Origin of the sequence: Cytobacillus pseudoceanisediminis (genome assembly GCF_023516215.1) — a bacterium.
GTDB classification, from domain to species: domain Bacteria; phylum Bacillota; class Bacilli; order Bacillales; family Cytobacillaceae; genus Cytobacillus; species Cytobacillus pseudoceanisediminis.
The window spans coordinates 4628539-4646686 of record NZ_CP097349.1 but is presented as its reverse complement, the minus strand read 5'-3'; the positions used below and the strand labels follow the sequence as shown (position 1 = coordinate 4646686).

The window sequence follows — 18148 nt, the reverse complement described above, 5'->3', positions numbered from 1 at the left end:
TTTTCACCTCATTGCTATATGGTTAGATTGATAAAATCAATATTTAGGCTGTTTTTCTCAAGAATTTCTGTGCTTACTTTTCCAGGCGTATAAGTATGAACCGGCTTTATGATTTCAACTTCAATCTTCGGCTTTTGCGGCTGAGCCTCAATGTTTACTTTTGCAGGTTCGTATTGGATTTTCACACTGTTGTGAGATGGTACCCAGCCAATATTAAACTGCTTGGGAGGGCCTTCGCTGTTTTCTTTGGCCTGATAGGCAATGGGATTGCCGCCGTTTTCAATTTTCATGAGCTCTGTTCCCTGTGCAGCCCTTCTCTCCATTCCTTTTAGCCAATCCTGGTACCCATTTTGGGCAAACTCCTCTATTCTTCTGCCGACACTTTTCAGGTCGACATCCTCGCGTGCTTTCGTCTGGTCGATCGTCAGCTTTCCAGGGATTGTTTCGATTTCCAGGATGGCTTTAGGCTGCTGGATGGATTGGATCGCAGGGGGCTGTTCAATTTCCTGCACCGGTTTTTCTATTTTTAATCCCATCTTGATAAAGTTGGATTCCAGCCTGATCTGCGGCACATTCATATTAGACACCTCTTTTATGAAAAAAAGCTATCTCCTATGGATAGCTTTTCATTGATTATCTTAAAAAGTCGGTTAAGCTCGGCTGAATGATTCTTGCCCCAACACTTAGTGCTGCACGATGGATGCTTTCCTGAGTTGTAAGCTCGATGATGGCTTTCTCCATATCGATGTCTTCATTATCAGAGAGGATCCTTGTTGAGAAGACTTCCTGCTGGGAAAGACGGTCCTCCATCAGCTCGACCCGATTCTGTTTGGCGCCAATTAGTGCACGAGCAGACAAGAAATTATCTATGTTTTTATCAACATTTTCAAGCATTTCCCCAACGGCAGGATCATTCGTTTCAAGAGCTGTAATTAGCTTTTGAATATCTCCTTCGTCACTGAGCATGTCTCCAAACAAAGCTTTCCCTTCCGTGTTGACAGGAATTTTGATGCCTGAAAAAACCTCAAGCTCGATGGTTCCGCTTTGAAAGCCTGATTCAGATGGCCGTACATTTGTCTGATTGCCATTGAAAATATACTTACCGCCAACTTGTGTATCCCCGATATTCTGTAAGTGCTCTTTAAGCTGTTTGACCTCTTCAGCAACCGCTTTGCGCTGATCTTCTTCCAGTGTGCCATTGCTTGCCTGGAGAGTCAGCTCCCTAATTCGCTGCAGAGCCAAAACACCCTTATCCAGGGCATCATCCGTACTATCAACCCAATTTCTCACTTCCCCGATGTTGCGGGTAAATTGCTGAATTCGGTTTAAGTCCGTACGATAGTTCATCCCCATCATTGCAGCAACCGGATCATCAGATGGTTTGGTAAATTTCTTCTGGGTAGAAATTTGATCCTGCAGCTTGTCCAGCCGGCTGTAGCTGTTGCTTAGGTTTCGAAGCATGTTATTTGATAGCATTGATTGTGTTACGCGCACTTTATTTCACCCTTTATCTGCCTACAACGCCCATGCCGTTGATGATTTTATCGAGCATTTCATCAACCACAGTTATGTTTCTTGCTGAAGCGTTATATGCATGTTGGAATTTAATCATATTGGTCATTTCTTCGTCTAATGACACGGCACTCACGGATTGCCTGTTCCGGTCTACTGAATCTGCCAGCACAAGAGAGTTTTTCAGGTCCTTTTTGGCACTCTGAGAGTCTACTCCTAACCGTCCGATAATTCCTGAATAATAGGAATCAAGGCTACCGTTCAGCTTTGATTTTTCATCATCAGACAAGGAGGTGTAATCACTAAAGCTTTTCTTCCTTAAATCAGCCAATAGCTGAGCATTATGGTTATCTCCAGAAGCACCGCCTTTTTCAGCTGCTGCAGCGATTTTAGATGAGTCATCCAGCAGTTCTTGATTTACTTTAATGCTTTGTGCAGGATTATCCTCATCAAACTGAAAAAGTCGAGACCAGATATCGTATCTGCCCCTAGAGCATATCCATTCTTATGAATTTCATTAAATTCCTTGGCAAAAGCAGCTGTCATTCTATTCAGCTTCTCCAGCATTTCAGGATAAGCACCCTTAGCATTACCGCCTGCTTCATAACCATAGCTGTTAATTAAACCGGTAAGTTCACCGGATAAAGTTTCAAATTGCGTAAAGGAAATGGATCCGATCTTTAGTCCTGTTACAAGTCCGCTCTCTTCGCTTTTTTCAAGCTCCACCTTGTTTGTGCCAACAATACCGCTCTCTTTTGTAGCAGATATGAGGTTAATTGGCGGATTATAGGATTTTCCATCCTTTTGGACAATCTCGATATTATAAAGGCCCGATGCCATCGGTTTGGCATCTCCATATGTATTAGGAACCACACTGGTCACTTTCACGTTAACCAATTGTGAAAGGCTATCTACCAATAAATCCCGCTCGTCATAAAGGTCATTTGGGAGGTATCCGTGCGGCTCAACAGAGGCGATCTGCTTATTCAGATGGTCAATCTGCGCGACGATTGCGTTAATTTCATCAACCTTCACATCAACCTGATTGCCGATATCCTCTTGAACCCGCGACAGGGAATTATGATAATAATTCAGTGTATCTGCAACCATCTGACCAGTAGCAGCCACTACATCCCGCGCACCGGTATTTTCGGTGTGGCTTGATAAATCCTGCAGGGCGTTCCAGAACTTTTCCAGGGTACTATGCAATCCATTCTCAGACGGCTCATTCATGATTTCTTCCATCTTAGTCAGAGACTCGCTCATGGCTCCATAGTAGCCCATTTTTGTGTTTTCGGTTCTATATTGCAGGTCTAAAAATGATTCTCTTATTCTCTGGACTGTCCCCGCTTCGACACCTGTTCCCATTTGTCCGGGTATTTGGGGACGATTCATACCAACGCCTGGATAAGGCTCGGTTTGCGCGAAATTAATCCGCTGCCTGGTGTATCCTGGCGTATTCGCATTTGAAATATTATGTCCGGTTGTATATAAAGCACTTTGCTGGGTGAACATGCCGCGGCGGGCCGTTTCAAGTCCCATGAAAGTTGAACGCATGTTTGTTCCTCCGTTCTGCTACACTTTCGAGTTGAAAATTCCTGGATTCATCTTTTCCGATTTCTTATTGGCTGGCGGGCCGTAATTCATCGATTCAGGCTGCGGCCGTAAAAGATTCATAGATACATTAATAAACTGAAGGGAATGATGAACAAGCTGCTGGTTTAGGAAATTCTGCTCTTTCAGTTCATATACCAGCTCAGCAAGCTCCTTCGTGATGGCCTCCAGCTTGAGGCGATCAGGCTGCGTGAGGATATTCAAACAATCTGATACTGTAGGGCTTTCCAGCATGGGTACGATCGAATTTGCTGCCTTTTCCCGCTCGTTTTCCAATCTGCTGATAGCCGCAATATGAGCCTGCTCATCCTTCAGCATCTGATTCAGGCCGTCCATGTCGCCGGTCTTAATAATGTCTGTCTTTTTAACTGCGAGTTCATATAGACTTTTATGAAGCTTTAGCAGTTTTTCCATCGTTGCAGTAAGTGCTTCGGCTGACATGCCAATCCCTCCTCATTATTTTTTTGTATAAAAATCAGCGATGCTTTTCGCCACTTCTTTTGGATTAATTTTATAAGTACCGTTCTCTACCTGAATTTTAAGCTCTTCTACTTTTGCTTTACGGTTTTCGCTTAGCTGGGATACCTGCTGCATTTCCTTTGCAGTAGAGCTGATTTCAATTTTATCTGATGCCGTTCTGGCTGGTTTTCCTGCATGTTCAAGCTTATTCATTTGGCGTTTGTATGGGTTCACGCCTGAAGGACCAAAGTTATTGATTTTCATGTGTACCCCTCACTTTCTTTCCGGTCGATTTAACCTAAGTCTATTATCGGCTAATGTGGCGGTATGTTTAAATGTTAATTTAAGTTTGGCAAAAAATACATCTATAAGCCTATAGAAAAAGCTATGCGAATAAGTCACATAGCTTAGAAACGACTATTAATTTTTTCATTGACGGCAAAATAAGTACCGTGTTTTTCTCTTTGGACTGCTTCTTTTCTTCGTTCTTCCTCAGCGGTAAACTGCTGAAGATCTTTCCTCAGATCACCCGCACAGCTGCCGCATAGCTTGCCTTCCCGGATGCTTGTCCCGCATTTCTCGCAAGGGTACCCTAAATTTGGAAATTGCGCTAGCTTCAAACGGCCGGTCTTAATGAACTTTATGATGAGTTCTTCTTCGACTTCGGTCGCCTCGACAACCTCCATCATCTTCGCTGTCCTGTTTTCCCTCTTCCGGATGAACTGGTAAACCGTCTCATAGGCCTTTTCTTCTTCCTTCCAGCAATCCTGGCAGACATCGCGGAACTGGTTTTTGACAAAAATGGCATCACATTTCGGGCAGTTGGATAACTCAGCCATATGATTCTTCCTCTCTCAGTTTGTGATGAAATTATTATAGCTCGAAGAATAGGATTATTATAGGAAAAAATTATTCGAAATACAGCAGACTGCTGGCTGTTTCTATGAATCGGGATTCGGGAACAGAGCGGTTCTGCTCGAGCTGACTTTGCAGAATATCAAGCATCGCCGCCAATTCAGCTCTCGGTCCCTCTTCGATAATAAATTGAAATCCATAATTAGTCAGAGCATCTGATATTTCATCTTTTCGGACAATCGTCCCAGTAAAGGAAAGAACCTCTCCTAAAAGCTTGGTTTCAATTAATAGAATGATATCTTTCCTCACAGGGAGTTTCATCTTCGAAACAAATTTAACTCCGCCTGCACTCATATCTTCAATCAGGATTTTCGTGCTGCCCATTTTGACAGGCTTGCCGTTAAGCTCTAAGATGGTCATCTCTGCCTCCAGCGGATAGGGAAACTCGACCCGGACATACTTGCGCAAACCTTTGAACACATTGTCTTCCTTGATATTCTGCGGCTTCAGGGTGCCAATTAAGAGTTTCTGCTCGAAAGCGGAAGGCGGAAGCGGCTTACTGAAAAGATATCCCTGTATTTGATCACACTCATTCTTCCTTAAAGAATAGAATTGTTCAAAAGTCTCTACGCCTTCTGCTACCACCTTCATATTCAGCCCATGGGCAAGCTGAATCAGATTGGCCGTAATGATTGCATCTTCCGCGTTTTTATCCATTGCTTGGATAAACGTTTTATCAATCTTTAAAACATCAAATTTATAATTTTTCAGCTGTGTGATGGAGGAATACCCGGTCCCAAAGTCATCCAGTGCAATCTTCACTCCCATTGAACCCAATTCTTTAAGCACTGAAATGACGTTCTCTGAGTAATTGATTAGGGAAGATTCCGTCAATTCAATTTCAATTAGTGACGCATCGAGGTGACTCTCATCCAATGCTTTTTTTATAGTGGAAACAAGACAACTTTTCAAGAAGCTCAGCGGAGAGATATTTACGGATATCGGAACAATCGATAACCCTTTTTCCTTCCAGGAATAAATCTGGCTGCATACTTTCCTTAGCACATATTCACCTATATTTATGATTAAACCGGTTTCCTCTGCCACTGTTATAAACTCCAGCGGCGAAACTCTGCCCCATTCCGGATGATTCCACCTTAGTAAAGCTTCGGCACTTACTATTTTGCCGGTCTTCGTATCAACTCTTGGCTGGTATTCAAGAAAAAATTCATCATTTTGAATGGCTTTTCTCATATCCTGTTCAAGGGTAAAAAGCTTATAAGATTCAATATCCATGGAAGGATGGTAAACCTGGAATCTATTATTCCCTTTCTGCTTGGCATGGTACAGGGAAGATTCCGTATTTCTGACTAATTCATCAGCTGTTCTTCCATTATCCGGATATAAACTAATGCCTATAGAAGGGGTAATATTAAGCTCAAAGCTGTCGATGTGGAATGGTTCAGAGAAAATTTGATTAATGGAATCTGCTAATTGCGCAGGATCCTCCTTTTCCTGGATATATTCCATTATAACTGCAAATTGATCACCGGAAATTCTTGCTGAAAAACAGACTGAATTTAGCTTCTCCTTAATTCTATGTGAAACAAGCCTAAGAAGTTCATCTCCTGAGGAATGTCCAAAGGTATCATTAATCTGCTTTAACCGTTCCAGATCAAAGAACAAGACAGCGAAATTCTGTTGTTCATCGTCTTCAATAAGGCTCTGCAGCTTCTGATCAAAGTACCGGCGGTTCGGCAGATCGGTCAAATGATCATAAAATGCCATACGCCTCATTCTCTTTTCAAGCCATTTTTGTTCTGTTATATCTGTTACAAAGCCATCAACCCGGATAAGTTCGCCCCTTTCATCTAAATAGGGGATACTATGATCATTCACCCATCTAAGCTCACCGGATTTATGGAAGATACGATATTGGCAGCGAACGCTCTTCCCATGAATAAGATTTACCCGATTGGCTTCCAGACTTTGCAGGTCGTCTGGATGGATCACTTCGTCCCATAAATCGAAATTGTCAATCAGCTCACTGGCTGTGTACCCGAAAATGCCTTCCACTCCCCTTGAGAAATGAAATACCTTTCTTTCTATTAAATCGGCGGAATAAATGCCAACATCAAGATTTTCATAGATTTGTCCTATTTTCCGCTCGTTTTCATAGAGCTTCTCTTCCATGCGCCTTTTTTCAGTTATATCCTGAATCGTTGCAACGATTTTCGGTGATCCGCTTTCTCCTGCAAAATAGTCCGCACGATGATGAATATACCGTTCCTCTCCATCCTGCCTAATGATCCGGCATATCAGATCCACACTGTCCTTTTCCTCTAACAGTCGAGTAAACTGATTTTCAAAAGCCGGCCGGTCGTCTGGATGCAGATAACTCAAATACATTTTGTAGTCCGGAAAAAACCTTTTTGAGGCTTTAGCCCAAATATCCGGAACAGCTGATCTGACCAAAACCCTCTATCGTTTTCAATATCGTACTCCAGGCTCCCAATATTTGCGATCTTCTGAGCCTGGTTCAGGTTATTTTTTATTTTCGTCAATTCCAATTGCTGACTGTTATATTCAGCAGTATCTTTAGTGGTGTTTTCACCATCCTGTGAGTTTATTTCGTCCACTTCAAAACATCCTTTCCAATAAAAAAGGCAAACGAAAATAGTTCTTCTTCTGTGCAGCCCGGCTGCCATGGCAGAAACCTGCTTTAGGCCCGCAGCTTTGCGTCTTTTACTTTCGTAAAATTTGCCCTGGATTAGAATATTTTAACATAGGATTATTTTCCTAATAACTATCCAGATCAAAAACATCAACTTGTAATTAATTCCATCCATTATCCTCTTGCTAATGTAACCGAGCAGACTGAAGCAGCACCCCCTGCTTTAAGAACTTTCGCTGCATGATATAGAGTTGAGCCGGTAGTATAGATATCGTCAATTAGGATAATTTTTTTATTCTTGATATTGAGATTTTGCAGCTGGAAGACCTGGTGCGAATGAATTCGGTCCATTCGCGATTTCTTAGATTGCTTTTCTGAGTGAATTCGCTGCAGCGGTTCCGTCACGGTAAAGCCTGCCTCATGGATGAGTGCTGCAGACTGATTGAAGCCTCGTTCATAAATCCTTTGGGGACTTAGAGGGATTGGGACGAGATAGTCGAATTCCACGCTACTCAGCTTTTCCCTAATGATAGGAGAAAAAGCTCTCGACAAAATATAGTCGCCCCGGAACTTATAGCGGGCTATAGTTTCTTTCAGAAAGTCATCGTATATAAAAAGGGAATTGTTTTTCAGAAGCTGCCCTGACCATTCTGGATCCCCGTTCCACCTTAGACAATCTGCGCAAAGGTTCCCTTTTCGAAATTGAGGATCTAAGTTACTGAAGGGCCGGCTGCATTTACTGCAAGTATCGCCATTGATAAATGGGAGTTTATCGGTGCAGCATTGGCATAAATGATTTTCTTTTGGCCGCGACCAGAGAGTTGTCCAGCTGACAGCTGAAAGGATTTCTTCATGGCATATTAAGCAGTTAATGGTCGATCAGTCCTTTCTTTTTGGCTTCAGTGTTCATTTTGAGTATTTGTTTTTGCGCATTGACCATGCTTTCGGTTTTGCCGTAGTGAAAAAGGTGATTTCTCCTTTCGGGTATTCAGAGCTTCTTCCAACACGGCCGGCAATTTGAACAAGAGCGCTTTCGGTAAAAATACGGTCTTCTGCTCCAAATACTGCTACATCAATATTAGGGAAGGTAACCCCTCTTTCCAGGATGGTCGTTGTGAGTAACATGGGGATCTCTTTATTGCGCATCATTTGGACTTTGTCTTTTCGATCGGGGTCTTCCGCGTGGACAGCTTGGATTTTAGGATAGGTTTTACGAAGGATGGTGAGGACTTTTTCCATTTTATCGATTTTTGGAAGGAAGAGCAGGAACTGCTTCCGGTTGTCGTGCCTCTTCTTGATCCATTGGGTAACTGCAGACGGGAGTTTGTCTTTTTTTAGTGATTTCTCCCAATTTCCGCACCATTTGAAAGCCGGTATAGGCAATGGATGACGATGATATCTAGCCGGGATAGTGACAAAGTTTCTTTTTCCGCTGCGGCATTCATTTTGCCATTTTTGACTGGGGGTGGCAGTTAAATAGATCATAGAGGAGGTTTCTTTCCGGGATTGGCGGACGGCATACTGCAGGGTTTCGTCTGCCGTATAAGGAAAGGCATCCACTTCATCAAGGATTACGGTGTCAAAAGCTTTATAATAGCGGAGGAGCTGATGGGTGGTGGCGATGGTCAAAGGAGCTTGAAGGTGGCGGCCTTCACTGCCGCCGTAAAGGACAGCCACCTGAATACCGGGGAAAACTGCTTTTAGCCGCGGACCAAGCTCAAGTACAACATCTGTTCTCGGAGTAGCAATGCAGATTCTTTTTCCAGAGGCAAGGGCAGCATTGATTCCTTCAAATAGAACTTCTGTTTTTCCTGCTCCGCAGACAGCCCAGACGAGGAATTCCTTGCTTTCGATTACAGCCTGCTTTACCTGGTCAGAGGCAATTTGTTGCCCGGGTGAAAGGTTGCCTGCCCATATCAGGGGATGTTCAGCTAGCTCCCGAACGTGCTCAGGTCCGCACCATCCAATCAGAGGAGTGCACTCACTGACCCGTCCCATCATGATACATTTCCGGCAGTAGGTACATTCTTTCTCACCGCATCGGGCACAGGGAAAACTTGCAAACAGTGAACGATCTTTATTGCCGCACCTGGCACAAACTATCTTGCTTTTGGTCTTAATTATCCCTTTTCGGTAAGAAATATAGCCATTTTCAAAGTGCTGATGGATTTCTTCAATTGAATGCGGTAAGTTTTCGAATAGAAGCTGTTTTCCGCAGAGGATTTGCTGGAGTTCTTTGTTATATGAATAGTTTTCGTTGAGTGGCTGCTTCGGAATGGTGTCAATGGAGGATATCGTGAGGCTTTCTGGAGGAAAATCGTTTATATAGGGGGTCATATTAGGGGTAAATCTCAATTAGGTCACCTCTTGATTAATTAGTTTGTATCTCTATTTGCAAGTTTGCGGTTCTATTTGCAAGTTCTCCGATCTATTTGCAGATTTAGGCTGCTATTTGCAAAATTAAACATTCTATTTGCAGGAATCCTGGATCTATTTGCAAAACCCTTACATCCACATCACCCCTCCCAAAAAAATCTGCGCCACCCTTAAGAATGGCGCACTCAAACAAAACCTACTTCTTCACCCAGCCAAACCCCATAGCACCTTCACCTAGATGGGTTCCAATGACCGGACCAAAATAGCTGATCATAAACTCAACATTAGGATATTCCGCTTCAAGCTCTGCCTTCCACTCGCGGGCTTCTGCTTCGCGATTGGCATGAATAATAACAGCCTGGTATGGCTCCCCGCTTTTTACGTCTTCCCAGAAAAGATCAACCATCCGCTTCATCGCTTTTTTGCGCGTGCGAATCTTTTCAAACGGAACAATTTTCTTATCCTCAAAATGAAGCAGCGGCTTCACCTGGAGTAGGCTGCCGATCAATGCCTGTGCACTGGACAAGCGGCCTCCTCGCTGAAGATGTGATAAGTCATCCACCATGAAATAGGCACGAATGCTTTTCTTCATCTCCTCAAGACGTTCAACGATCTCCTGTGGACCCTTACCGGCAGCAGCAAGCTCTGCAGCTTCAATCACATAAAACCCCTGCACCATACAGCTGATTTCCGAATCAAATGGAAAAACCTGAATCCCATCAACCATGCTCCCGGCAGTAACTGCCCCCTGGAACGTACCGCTGATGCCGCTTGACAGATGAATCGAAATCACCGCATCATACTCTTTCGCTAATTTCTCAAACAGCTCGGCAAACTCACCCACAGGAGGCTGCGAAGTAGTCGGAAGATCTTTATGCTTCACTTCTTCATAAAAGTCTGCAGCCGTAATTTCCACTTCTTCCCGGTACGTCTCACTGCCAAAAATAACACTAAGCGGAATCATATGTATATTTAACTTTTCTCTTAAATCCTTAGGAATGTATGCTGTACTATCCGTTACAACAGCCGTTTTCATAAATAGAGTTACCATCCTTATCTTTTTTCTCTACTGTATGTTCATGTTCCATTTTATATGATAGCGGGGAAATTGCATTAAGTTATAGAGCAGGAGATTAAATAATGCTGTGCTCCATTATACCTACTTTTAAGACCTGGTATATTTTTACCTTCAAATCTTTGCCAGGCATATGATAAAATGCTTTTTGTGTCTTTATTTTGTAAAGGAGCTGTAACACATTGATTAAAAACACTTCTTCCACAAATAGCCCCACTTCCAATAGATACAGCACAGATACTCTTCATCAAATGCTTAATAATGAATTAAGTAAATTTAAGCACATTAAAGTTCCAAATATTGACCATTCAATCAGCGGACCTGAACTTGCTTCCTGGCTCATAGACAGTTTGCCTCCAAAGGAAATCGAGAAGCTTGTTTATTTAGTGAATCAAGCAAAAAAGAGATCTTCCAATACAAAACCTATCTTTCAAACAGCTGCAGCCGCACTTATAAAATAATCACGCAGAGGTGGTAACTTCCTGCGTGATTATTTTTGGTTAATATTTCAAAAAAAGTGTATAAATACCTTTAATTTACCTGCTATTTCCGCTATCATAAAATAGAGGAAAAACTTTCTTTTTAGACAAAAAAAGATAGAGGATAACCTTATATTATAGAGAATAGGTAAAAATAAAAAAGAAAAAGCCCTATTAAAAGGACTTTTTCTCTCAATAATATTATCGCACCTCTACCCAGCCGTTTTTGATCGCTACGACAACTGCCTGAGTACGATCGTTCACATTCATTTTTTGCAGGATATTGCTTACGTGGTTCTTAACGGTTTTTTCACTTATGTATAATGCTTCCCCAATTCCGCGGTTGCTTTTGCCATCAGCAAGGAGCTGAAGCACTTCACATTCACGGCGTGTCAGCAAGTGAAGCGGACGGCGGATTTCCACCTGTGAATAAGATGTGGTCCCTGTACCTTCTGCTGCAAGTCTGCGGTATTCATTTACCAGGTTGTGTGTCACCTTCGGATGTAAGTAAGATCCTCCATCAGCGACAACCTTTACAGCTTCGACTAATGCATCTGCATCCATTTCTTTTAAAAGGTATCCGCTTGCTCCTGTTTTAAGTGCGTGCGTTACATAATTCTCATCGTCATGGATGGAAAGAATGATTACCTTGGATTCTGGATATTTATTAATCAGCTGACGGGTCGCTTCCACACCGTTTGTGTTCGGCATATTGATGTCCATGATGATTACATCTGGATCATACTCTTCTACGAGGCCCATGGCTTCACTGCCATCATCACCTTCTGCCACTACATTAAAGCTCTTTTCGAAATCTAAAATGCGTTTTACCCCTTCTCTGAATAATTGATGGTCATCAATTATGACGATCTTTGTATTCAAATGCTTCGCCTCCCAAATCTCCAGTTAGTTTTCTATCTCTATTCTTAAGGTGTTTCTTATTTCAATGGCACCTGGATAATAACAATGGTTCCTTTGCCTGGTTTAGAATCTATGGACATCTGGCCATCCAATAGTTCAAGCCTTTCACCCATTCCCATAATTCCAAAAGATCCAGGACGCTTCTCGCGAATATTGAAGCCCTTCCCATCGTCTTTGACGACTACGGCTACCCTGGTACAGTTTATTTCTATTTTCACTTGGATTTCTTTAGCATCCGCATGTTTTAGAGCATTTGTCACAGACTCCTGAATCAGACGGAACAGTGCGACTTCATATTGTGGCGGGAGCCTCTTCTCTTCGCCAACATTCGCGAAATATATCTTGGTGCTCCTGTGATACTCTTCGATCGTTGTTAAGTATTTTTTGAGGGTAGGTATTAAACCCAAATCATCAAGAGCCATTGGGCGCAAGTCATAAATAATCCTGCGGACTTCATATAAAGCATTGCGGACCATTTTTTTCAGGTCTTTTATTTCAGTAATGGCTTCATCAGCACCGCGCTCTTTGTATACCCGTTCAATTAAATCGGACCTCATCATGACATTCGCCATCATCTGGGCCGGTCCGTCATGGATTTCGCGTGACACTCTTTTCCGCTCTTCTTCCTGTGCTTCGATGATCTTCAGGCCAAAATCCTGTTTGAGCTTCGCATCTTCAATGATTTCTCCCATTTGCTTTAAGTCACTGGTCAGATAGTTCATCACGACCGTAATTTGAGAAATGAGGACTTCCGCTCTATCAATGGTGTCATTAACACCAATAAGCCTTCTTTCAATATCATCACGGCGATCCCTCAGCTGTTTTTCAAGCTGACGGTTCATGGATAAATCCATCTGAAGCTGATGGGCCTTCTCATATGCTTCACGCACTTCAGACTCTGAATAATCCTTAAAATGCATGCTTACTTCAGAAAGGCGCTTTCTTGCAAACCGGGTTTGCACTTCCAGCTTATCCCCTTCTTCGATTACCTTAAGAACCATTTGTTTAACTTCCATAAGTTCTTCGGTTAAAGTCTTATGATCTTTACGGCATTGTTCACCTATACGGAAAATTTCATCTTTACTGGTGCCTACTGTTTGAACCATTTTTTCAAGAATAAGATCCAGAGTCTTGGAATCGAATTTCTTAATACTCATTTACACTCCTCCAAGGGCGCAGCCCTTCCGCTATGTACCTTTATTTTAGCGCTAAATGAGTTAAGATACTATCTTTCCAGTCTGAAAATTATACCAAGTTACCTAAAATTCGGTAAAAAGGCTTAGACTTGTGATTTCACCCCATGTCTTATATCCTATATAAAAGCAGGGTAAACATGACTACCAAGCAAAATAATATGTATATTTATACCACTTAAAGATTAAAAACGGCACATTTTTTATTATAGCAGCATAAACATCAGAATTGTTTTCATTATAACATGGGAAAAAATGTTCTATATTAAAGTTTTATTACATTCTGTTAAAAAATTGATGTTGGGAAACTTGTCGAATTATAATGAATTTAGCTGAATTTTTTTGTGCAAAGAGTTTAGAAAGGAGCGGTTCTGTGCTGCCCTCTTATTATACAGTTAAGGAATACGGAGAAAATGAAATCGAAATAGAAAGATCCAGGTTTATTGCTCATGTTGCCAGAGCAGAAACAGCAGATGAAGCCCTGGATTTTATTCAGAAGATTAAGAAGAAACATTCAAACGCCACCCATAATTGTTCTGCCTACTTAATTGGTGAAAACGACCAGATCCAAAAAGCAAATGATGATGGTGAGCCAAGCGGTACGGCTGGTGTGCCTATCCTGGAAGTGCTGAAGAAAAAAGCTGAAAGATACTGTGGTTGTCATAACCAGGTATTTCGGCGGAATAAAATTAGGAGCAGGCGGATTAATCAGGGCATATGGAAGGGCAACCTCTGAAGGATTGCAAGCGACGGGAATTGTTGAACGAAAGCTAATGACAGTGATGAAGACAAAGATTGATTATACCTTGCTAGGAAAGGTAGAAAATGAGCTGAGATCTTCAATATACACATTAAAGGAAATCCAATATCTTGATACAGTAACAGTTGAAACGTTTGTTGAAGAAAATCAAACCGGGGCATTTACTGACTGGATGACCGAATTAACAAATGGTGCTGGTGAAATTACTTTAGGTGACAGTCTTTATCTGGAAGCAGAGGCAAAAGCTTAGTATACCCAAAATTTTGTTTTACTAAACCCCCTAAAAATTATAAAATAACAAATGGCACTCTTTACTTTTAAATAAAGGAGCATACAGATGTCTCATGATAGACGTTCAATAGTAATTGAAAAAAGAAAATCCAAAAGGAAAAGAAGAATCTTTTTATTTATTTTCCTTCCTATTATCTTACTGACACTTAGCGCCACGGCTTATGGAACATTTTTATATAATAAAGCACAATCAGTTATGGAAGATTCATATAACCCTATAGATCGCACTACAAAGAGAGCATCTGCAGCTCAGCCGGATATAGATAATATTTCAGTTCTGTTCATCGGTGTGGATGACAGCAGCAAAAGGTCTTTCAGCACATCCTCCAGATCGGATGCGCTTATGCTTGCTACTTTTAATAAGGATTCCAAATCAGTTAAATTGCTTAGCATTCCAAGAGACTCTTATGTTTACATTCCAAAGTTGGGATACCAGGATAAAATCACTCATGCCCATGCGAATGGCGGCCCTGCAACCACCATTGAAACCGTGGAAGAGATGCTTGATATTCCAGTCGACTTTTATGTGAAAGTAAACTTCAATGCGTTCATTGATATAGTGGAAGCTTTGGATGGCATTAAAGTGGATGTCCCTTATGCTTTTTCAGAGCAGGACTCAAATGATACTCCTAATGCCATCAGTCTAGAGCCTGGCTACCAATTATTAAATGGTGAAGAAGCACTGGCATTGGCCAGAACAAGAAAAAGGATAGTGATATCCAGCGCGGCGAAAGACAGCAGGAAATCCTGAAAGCCATTGTAAACAGAGCTGCTTCAGTTGGTTCTATTTCAAAGTATGCCAATGTCATTGAAGCGGTTGGAAAGAATATGGAGACTGATTTAACATTTGATCAGATGAAAGCATTCCTGAATTATGCAACAGAAGGATCATCGATAAATATTGAATCATTAAATATCGCTGGACAGGATATGTACCTTCCGAACAGCAACGGAAACCGCGTTTATTATTATGAATTGGATCAGACCAGCCTGGCAGAAATCCAAACCGAATTAAAAGGCCATTTAGATCTGAGCGATACAGAATTCGGACAAAATACAACGGATGATGCTGAAAATCAAGTACAGAGTGATAGTCAGACAGACTATCAGACTGAAGCCGAAAGTGAATATTAAAATGCAGAAACCTCCCAGCTCCAGCAAGAGTTGAGAGGTTTTTTTTGTGGTTTACTTATAGACAAAAAAATACAGCCTATAAATGCTGTATCAGTTTTAATTGATGATATTTTGATTTTTTGAAAAGACTGGAATTATAAGGTGATGTAGAGGCCGAGCATAGGATCGTGTTATAAGTCAAAAACCAAAACTGATGCCACATAATCTTCATTTTCTTGACCATGTTATCACTCCTTAAGTTCCTTTATATAAAAAATAACATGGATTTGTTAAGCAAATATTATGTAAATGTTAAGAAAATTTTCAGAAATTGTTACATAAGTCCATTTGCACAAGCATAAAAATAAGCAACCTAATAAGGCTGCTTAAAAAGCTTTATCTATTTTTGACAGAGGAAGCAACTCTGCTCTTCAATCTTTTTAATAGCGGCTGATAATCCTTCCCCACTAATCCAATCACTTCCGCAAATAATTCAATTAAAAGCAAGATGACCGTGATGAATAATATGGCCCCCCACACTTTTGCCTGAGAAAAGATGATAGCTGCAAGGCCGAAGAAAACTGAAATTGCATAAATCATCAATACCGTTTGCCTGTGGGTAAATCCTAAATTCAATAAACAGTGATGCAGGTGGGATTTATCTGGTGCTGATAAAGGCTTTTTATTCACAATCCGCCTGATGATCGCAAAAATGTATCTGATAGCGGCACGCCCAAAATCAGAATCGGGATGATAAACGAAATCACTGTGACATTTTTGAAACCCAATAGGGACAGCACACCAATGATATATCCTAAAAAGAGAGCTCCGGTATCACCCATGAATATCTTCGCCGGGTGAAAGTTGTAGATGAGAAAGCCCAGTGTACTAACCAATACAAGGGTTGAAACAGCGATAACATAGGTATTCCCCATAATGATCGCCATACTTGATATGGTGATCAGAGCAATCGATGATACCCCAGCCGCCAAACCATCTAAACCATCAATCAGGTTGATTGCGTTCGTCACACCGACAATCCACAGAACTGTGATTGGGATGGCAAAATAACCAAATTTAATTTCCCCGCCAAAAGGGGTATTGATGGAATCAACATCCACTCCGCCCCATAAAACAACGATTAAGGCAGCTGCAATCTGGACAATTAGCTTTATTCTCGCAGAAAGCTCATATTTATCATCCAATACACCGAGAATGACAATCAGCAAACTCCCCGCCAGAATTGGAATATGGTACTCCTTGTCAGGCTGAAAAATGAACATTCCAAGCAAAAAACTAATATATATCGCCAGCCCGCCTAATCGGGGCATTACTTTTTGATGAACTTTTCTATGGTTAGGCTGATCAGTAGCTCCTATTTTCAACGCCAATTTTTTTACAAAAGGGGTCATAATAACAGAGCATAAAAAACATAATACTAAGGTCAAGTAAAACATAAAGACCCTCCTTATGAGTATAATGCCCCTATTTCACTTTCGGAATCAGGCATATTTTTCCTAACAAATGTATGTATATACCGAGCCTAATTATATCATACATCTGCATCAAAAAGTTTTTTTATTTTGCCCTTGCTTCCAAGTATATTACAATTTTTTTAAAATTCCCTTCATCCTGATTCCTTATTTCGACATGAACTAAGCATTCCTTTAATAAGACGTTCAAGGCGCCATAATAGTTACATGATTTATCGTTTTTTCAGTGACCCCTCACCAATTTTATTCCCCCTCACCTCCTTTTCAAAAAAATGAATAGCTTTTTGAGCCGTATTACCCGCTTCCCGCTGAAGGTGCCCGATTGTTTCCTTTAGATGCGCGGATTCTTCACCTTTGTTTTGCAAAGCGGCTCTTATCGCTTGTGAAAGCGTTGATCCATCCCAGCCTTCCTCCATCACATGACCTGCTACAGGCTGTCCGGCAATATCGGCGAAAGCTTCAATTTTCGGATCATAGGATACAGCAATAAAAGGCGTATAGGTGATCGAAGAAAAAATCAGGGCATGCAGCCTCATTCCAACCAGCAGATCGGACTTTCCGATGATGGCTATTTTTTCTTCAATGGAAGCATCATAAGGAGCAATATAGCTTTTCTCCTTCATTTTTTCAGCCGTTTCTTTAGATGCCTTTTCATCGTGTTTGCCGTGCATAGGGACAAAAACAATCTGCTTTCCTTCCTGCGCTAAGGAATCAAAGGCCTCGGCCATCTTTTGTTTATAATCAACGGAAGAAGGCCAATCTCTGACAGATACTGTAACAGCAGAACCCGTAAAGGCCTGCTTTTCCCACCAGGTGCTGTTCTGCTCTGCAAGCTTAAGCCCTAACACTGGATCTGGCACAATTTCGATTGGATTTTGGACTCCTATCCTTTCGAGCAGCTTTTTGGATGCCTGGTCACGTACCGTGATCTCCGGTTTTCTTAAAACCCTCTTCACAACAGCCCTGCTGAAAGGATGATGCAGCGGACCGATTCCTTGTGCATAGATAAATACCGGTTTTCTGATGAGATTAGCAAAATGAATCACGCCTGAGTAATAGGGAATCGACCTAAGTTTCGTCTCATCCTGCAGCAGACTGCCCCCTCCGCTTATCAAGCCGTCAGAAGCAATTAATGCTTTACATACTTCTATCACGCTCCAGCGGTCCACTGCCTTTACATTGTAAGTTTTCTCTGTAAGTGGAGGGTTATTCGATAGTACAGTTATATCAATTCCTGGTTCCTTATCCCGTAAAGCCTGGATGATCGAATAAAGAATCGCCTCATCCCCTACATTATCGAAACCGTAATAACCTGAAAGAACTACCTTCATTT

General features: G+C 41.6%; 13 protein-coding genes, 6 pseudogenes and 1 riboswitch. Of the genes and pseudogenes, 3 read left to right on the top strand and 16 right to left on the bottom strand.

Translation table 11 applies throughout. The annotated features are described in order from the left end of the window. Positions 1–14: 14 nt before the first annotated feature. The 12 genes and pseudogenes from M5V91_RS24850 to M5V91_RS24800 all read right to left on the bottom strand — a co-directional run bounded on the left by M5V91_RS24850 (position 15) and on the right by M5V91_RS24800 (position 10526). Positions 15–578 (bottom strand): DUF6470 family protein, encoded by a 564-nt coding sequence (locus tag M5V91_RS24850; RefSeq protein ID WP_019380813.1) that lies wholly within the window; start codon positions 576–578, stop codon positions 15–17. Between the two features lie 55 nt (positions 579–633). After that, complete coding sequence (gene flgL / locus M5V91_RS24845) at positions 634–1494, bottom strand: flagellar hook-associated protein FlgL (RefSeq protein ID WP_019380812.1); 861 nt, start codon at positions 1492–1494, stop codon at positions 634–636. 13 nt (positions 1495–1507) lie between these two features. Then, positions 1508–3069 (bottom strand): annotated as a pseudogene (flgK, locus tag M5V91_RS24840) (flagellar hook-associated protein FlgK). Positions 3070–3087: 18 nt separating this feature from the next. Further along, the gene (locus tag M5V91_RS24835; protein ID WP_251174172.1) at positions 3088–3567 is read right to left on the bottom strand and encodes a flagellar protein FlgN; all 480 of its coding nucleotides are present in this window, start codon (positions 3565–3567) and stop codon (positions 3088–3090) included. Positions 3568–3582: 15 nt separating this feature from the next. Further along, on the bottom strand, positions 3583–3849 hold the full coding sequence (gene flgM, locus M5V91_RS24830; RefSeq protein WP_019380809.1) for a flagellar biosynthesis anti-sigma factor FlgM: 267 nt from the start codon (positions 3847–3849) through the stop codon (positions 3583–3585). 143 nt (positions 3850–3992) lie between these two features. Further along, on the bottom strand, positions 3993–4424 hold the full coding sequence (locus M5V91_RS24825) for a TIGR03826 family flagellar region protein (RefSeq protein ID WP_217026390.1): 432 nt from the start codon (positions 4422–4424) through the stop codon (positions 3993–3995). Positions 4425–4494: 70 nt separating this feature from the next. Further along, complete coding sequence (locus M5V91_RS24820; RefSeq protein ID WP_284521573.1) at positions 4495–6849, bottom strand: EAL domain-containing protein; 2355 nt, start codon at positions 6847–6849, stop codon at positions 4495–4497. Beyond that, positions 6840–7079: a hypothetical protein gene (locus M5V91_RS24815; protein ID WP_284521572.1), complete on the bottom strand. Its 240-nt coding sequence runs from the start codon at positions 7077–7079 to the stop codon at positions 6840–6842. The genes M5V91_RS24820 and M5V91_RS24815 overlap by 10 nt, the downstream gene beginning before the upstream one ends. Positions 7080–7128: 49 nt before the next feature. Continuing rightward, a riboswitch (cyclic di-GMP riboswitch) is annotated at positions 7129–7215 on the bottom strand. 73 nt (positions 7216–7288) lie between these two features. Further along, a complete protein-coding gene (locus tag M5V91_RS30730) occupies positions 7289–7621 on the bottom strand; it encodes a ComF family protein (protein WP_251264967.1) in 333 nt (110 codons plus the stop codon). A 174-nt stretch (positions 7622–7795) separates the two neighbouring features. Continuing rightward, positions 7796–7975 (bottom strand): annotated as a pseudogene (locus M5V91_RS30725) (double zinc ribbon domain-containing protein); the annotation flags it as partial. 7 nt (positions 7976–7982) lie between these two features. After that, a pseudogene (locus tag M5V91_RS24805) lies at positions 7983–9337 on the bottom strand (ATP-dependent helicase ComFA). A gap of 349 nt (positions 9338–9686) precedes the next feature. Further along, positions 9687–10526 (bottom strand): DegV family protein, encoded by an 840-nt coding sequence (locus tag M5V91_RS24800; RefSeq protein WP_019380804.1) that lies wholly within the window; start codon positions 10524–10526, stop codon positions 9687–9689. A gap of 221 nt (positions 10527–10747) precedes the next feature. On the opposite strand from M5V91_RS24800, the gene M5V91_RS24795 reads away from it, so the two are divergent. Continuing rightward, positions 10748–11026 carry a hypothetical protein gene (locus M5V91_RS24795; protein ID WP_019380802.1) on the top strand — a complete coding sequence of 93 codons (279 nt, stop codon included), beginning with the start codon at positions 10748–10750 and terminating at the stop codon, positions 11024–11026. 219 nt (positions 11027–11245) lie between these two features. Here M5V91_RS24795 and M5V91_RS24790 read toward each other — a convergent pair whose 3' ends face one another. Both M5V91_RS24790 and M5V91_RS24785 read right to left on the bottom strand, forming a co-directional pair. Next, entirely contained in the window at positions 11246–11926 is a 681-nt protein-coding gene (locus M5V91_RS24790) for a response regulator (RefSeq protein WP_019380801.1), read from the bottom strand. Between the two features lie 56 nt (positions 11927–11982). Next, positions 11983–13122 (bottom strand): sensor histidine kinase, encoded by a 1140-nt coding sequence (locus M5V91_RS24785; RefSeq protein ID WP_019380800.1) that lies wholly within the window; start codon positions 13120–13122, stop codon positions 11983–11985. A gap of 409 nt (positions 13123–13531) precedes the next feature. On the opposite strand from M5V91_RS24785, the pseudogene M5V91_RS24780 reads away from it, so the two are divergent. Further along, a pseudogene (locus tag M5V91_RS24780) lies at positions 13532–14168 on the top strand (YigZ family protein). Positions 14169–14255: 87 nt separating this feature from the next. Beyond that, a pseudogene (locus M5V91_RS24775) lies at positions 14256–15343 on the top strand (LCP family protein). Between the two features lie 375 nt (positions 15344–15718). Here the strand turns inward: M5V91_RS24775 and M5V91_RS24770 are convergent. Continuing rightward, positions 15719–16779: pseudogene (locus tag M5V91_RS24770) on the bottom strand (MraY family glycosyltransferase). 248 nt (positions 16780–17027) lie between these two features. After that, the gene (gene csaB / locus M5V91_RS24765) at positions 17028–18146 is read right to left on the bottom strand and encodes a polysaccharide pyruvyl transferase CsaB (RefSeq protein ID WP_251174177.1); all 1119 of its coding nucleotides are present in this window, start codon (positions 18144–18146) and stop codon (positions 17028–17030) included. Positions 18147–18148: the final 2 nt, after the last annotated feature.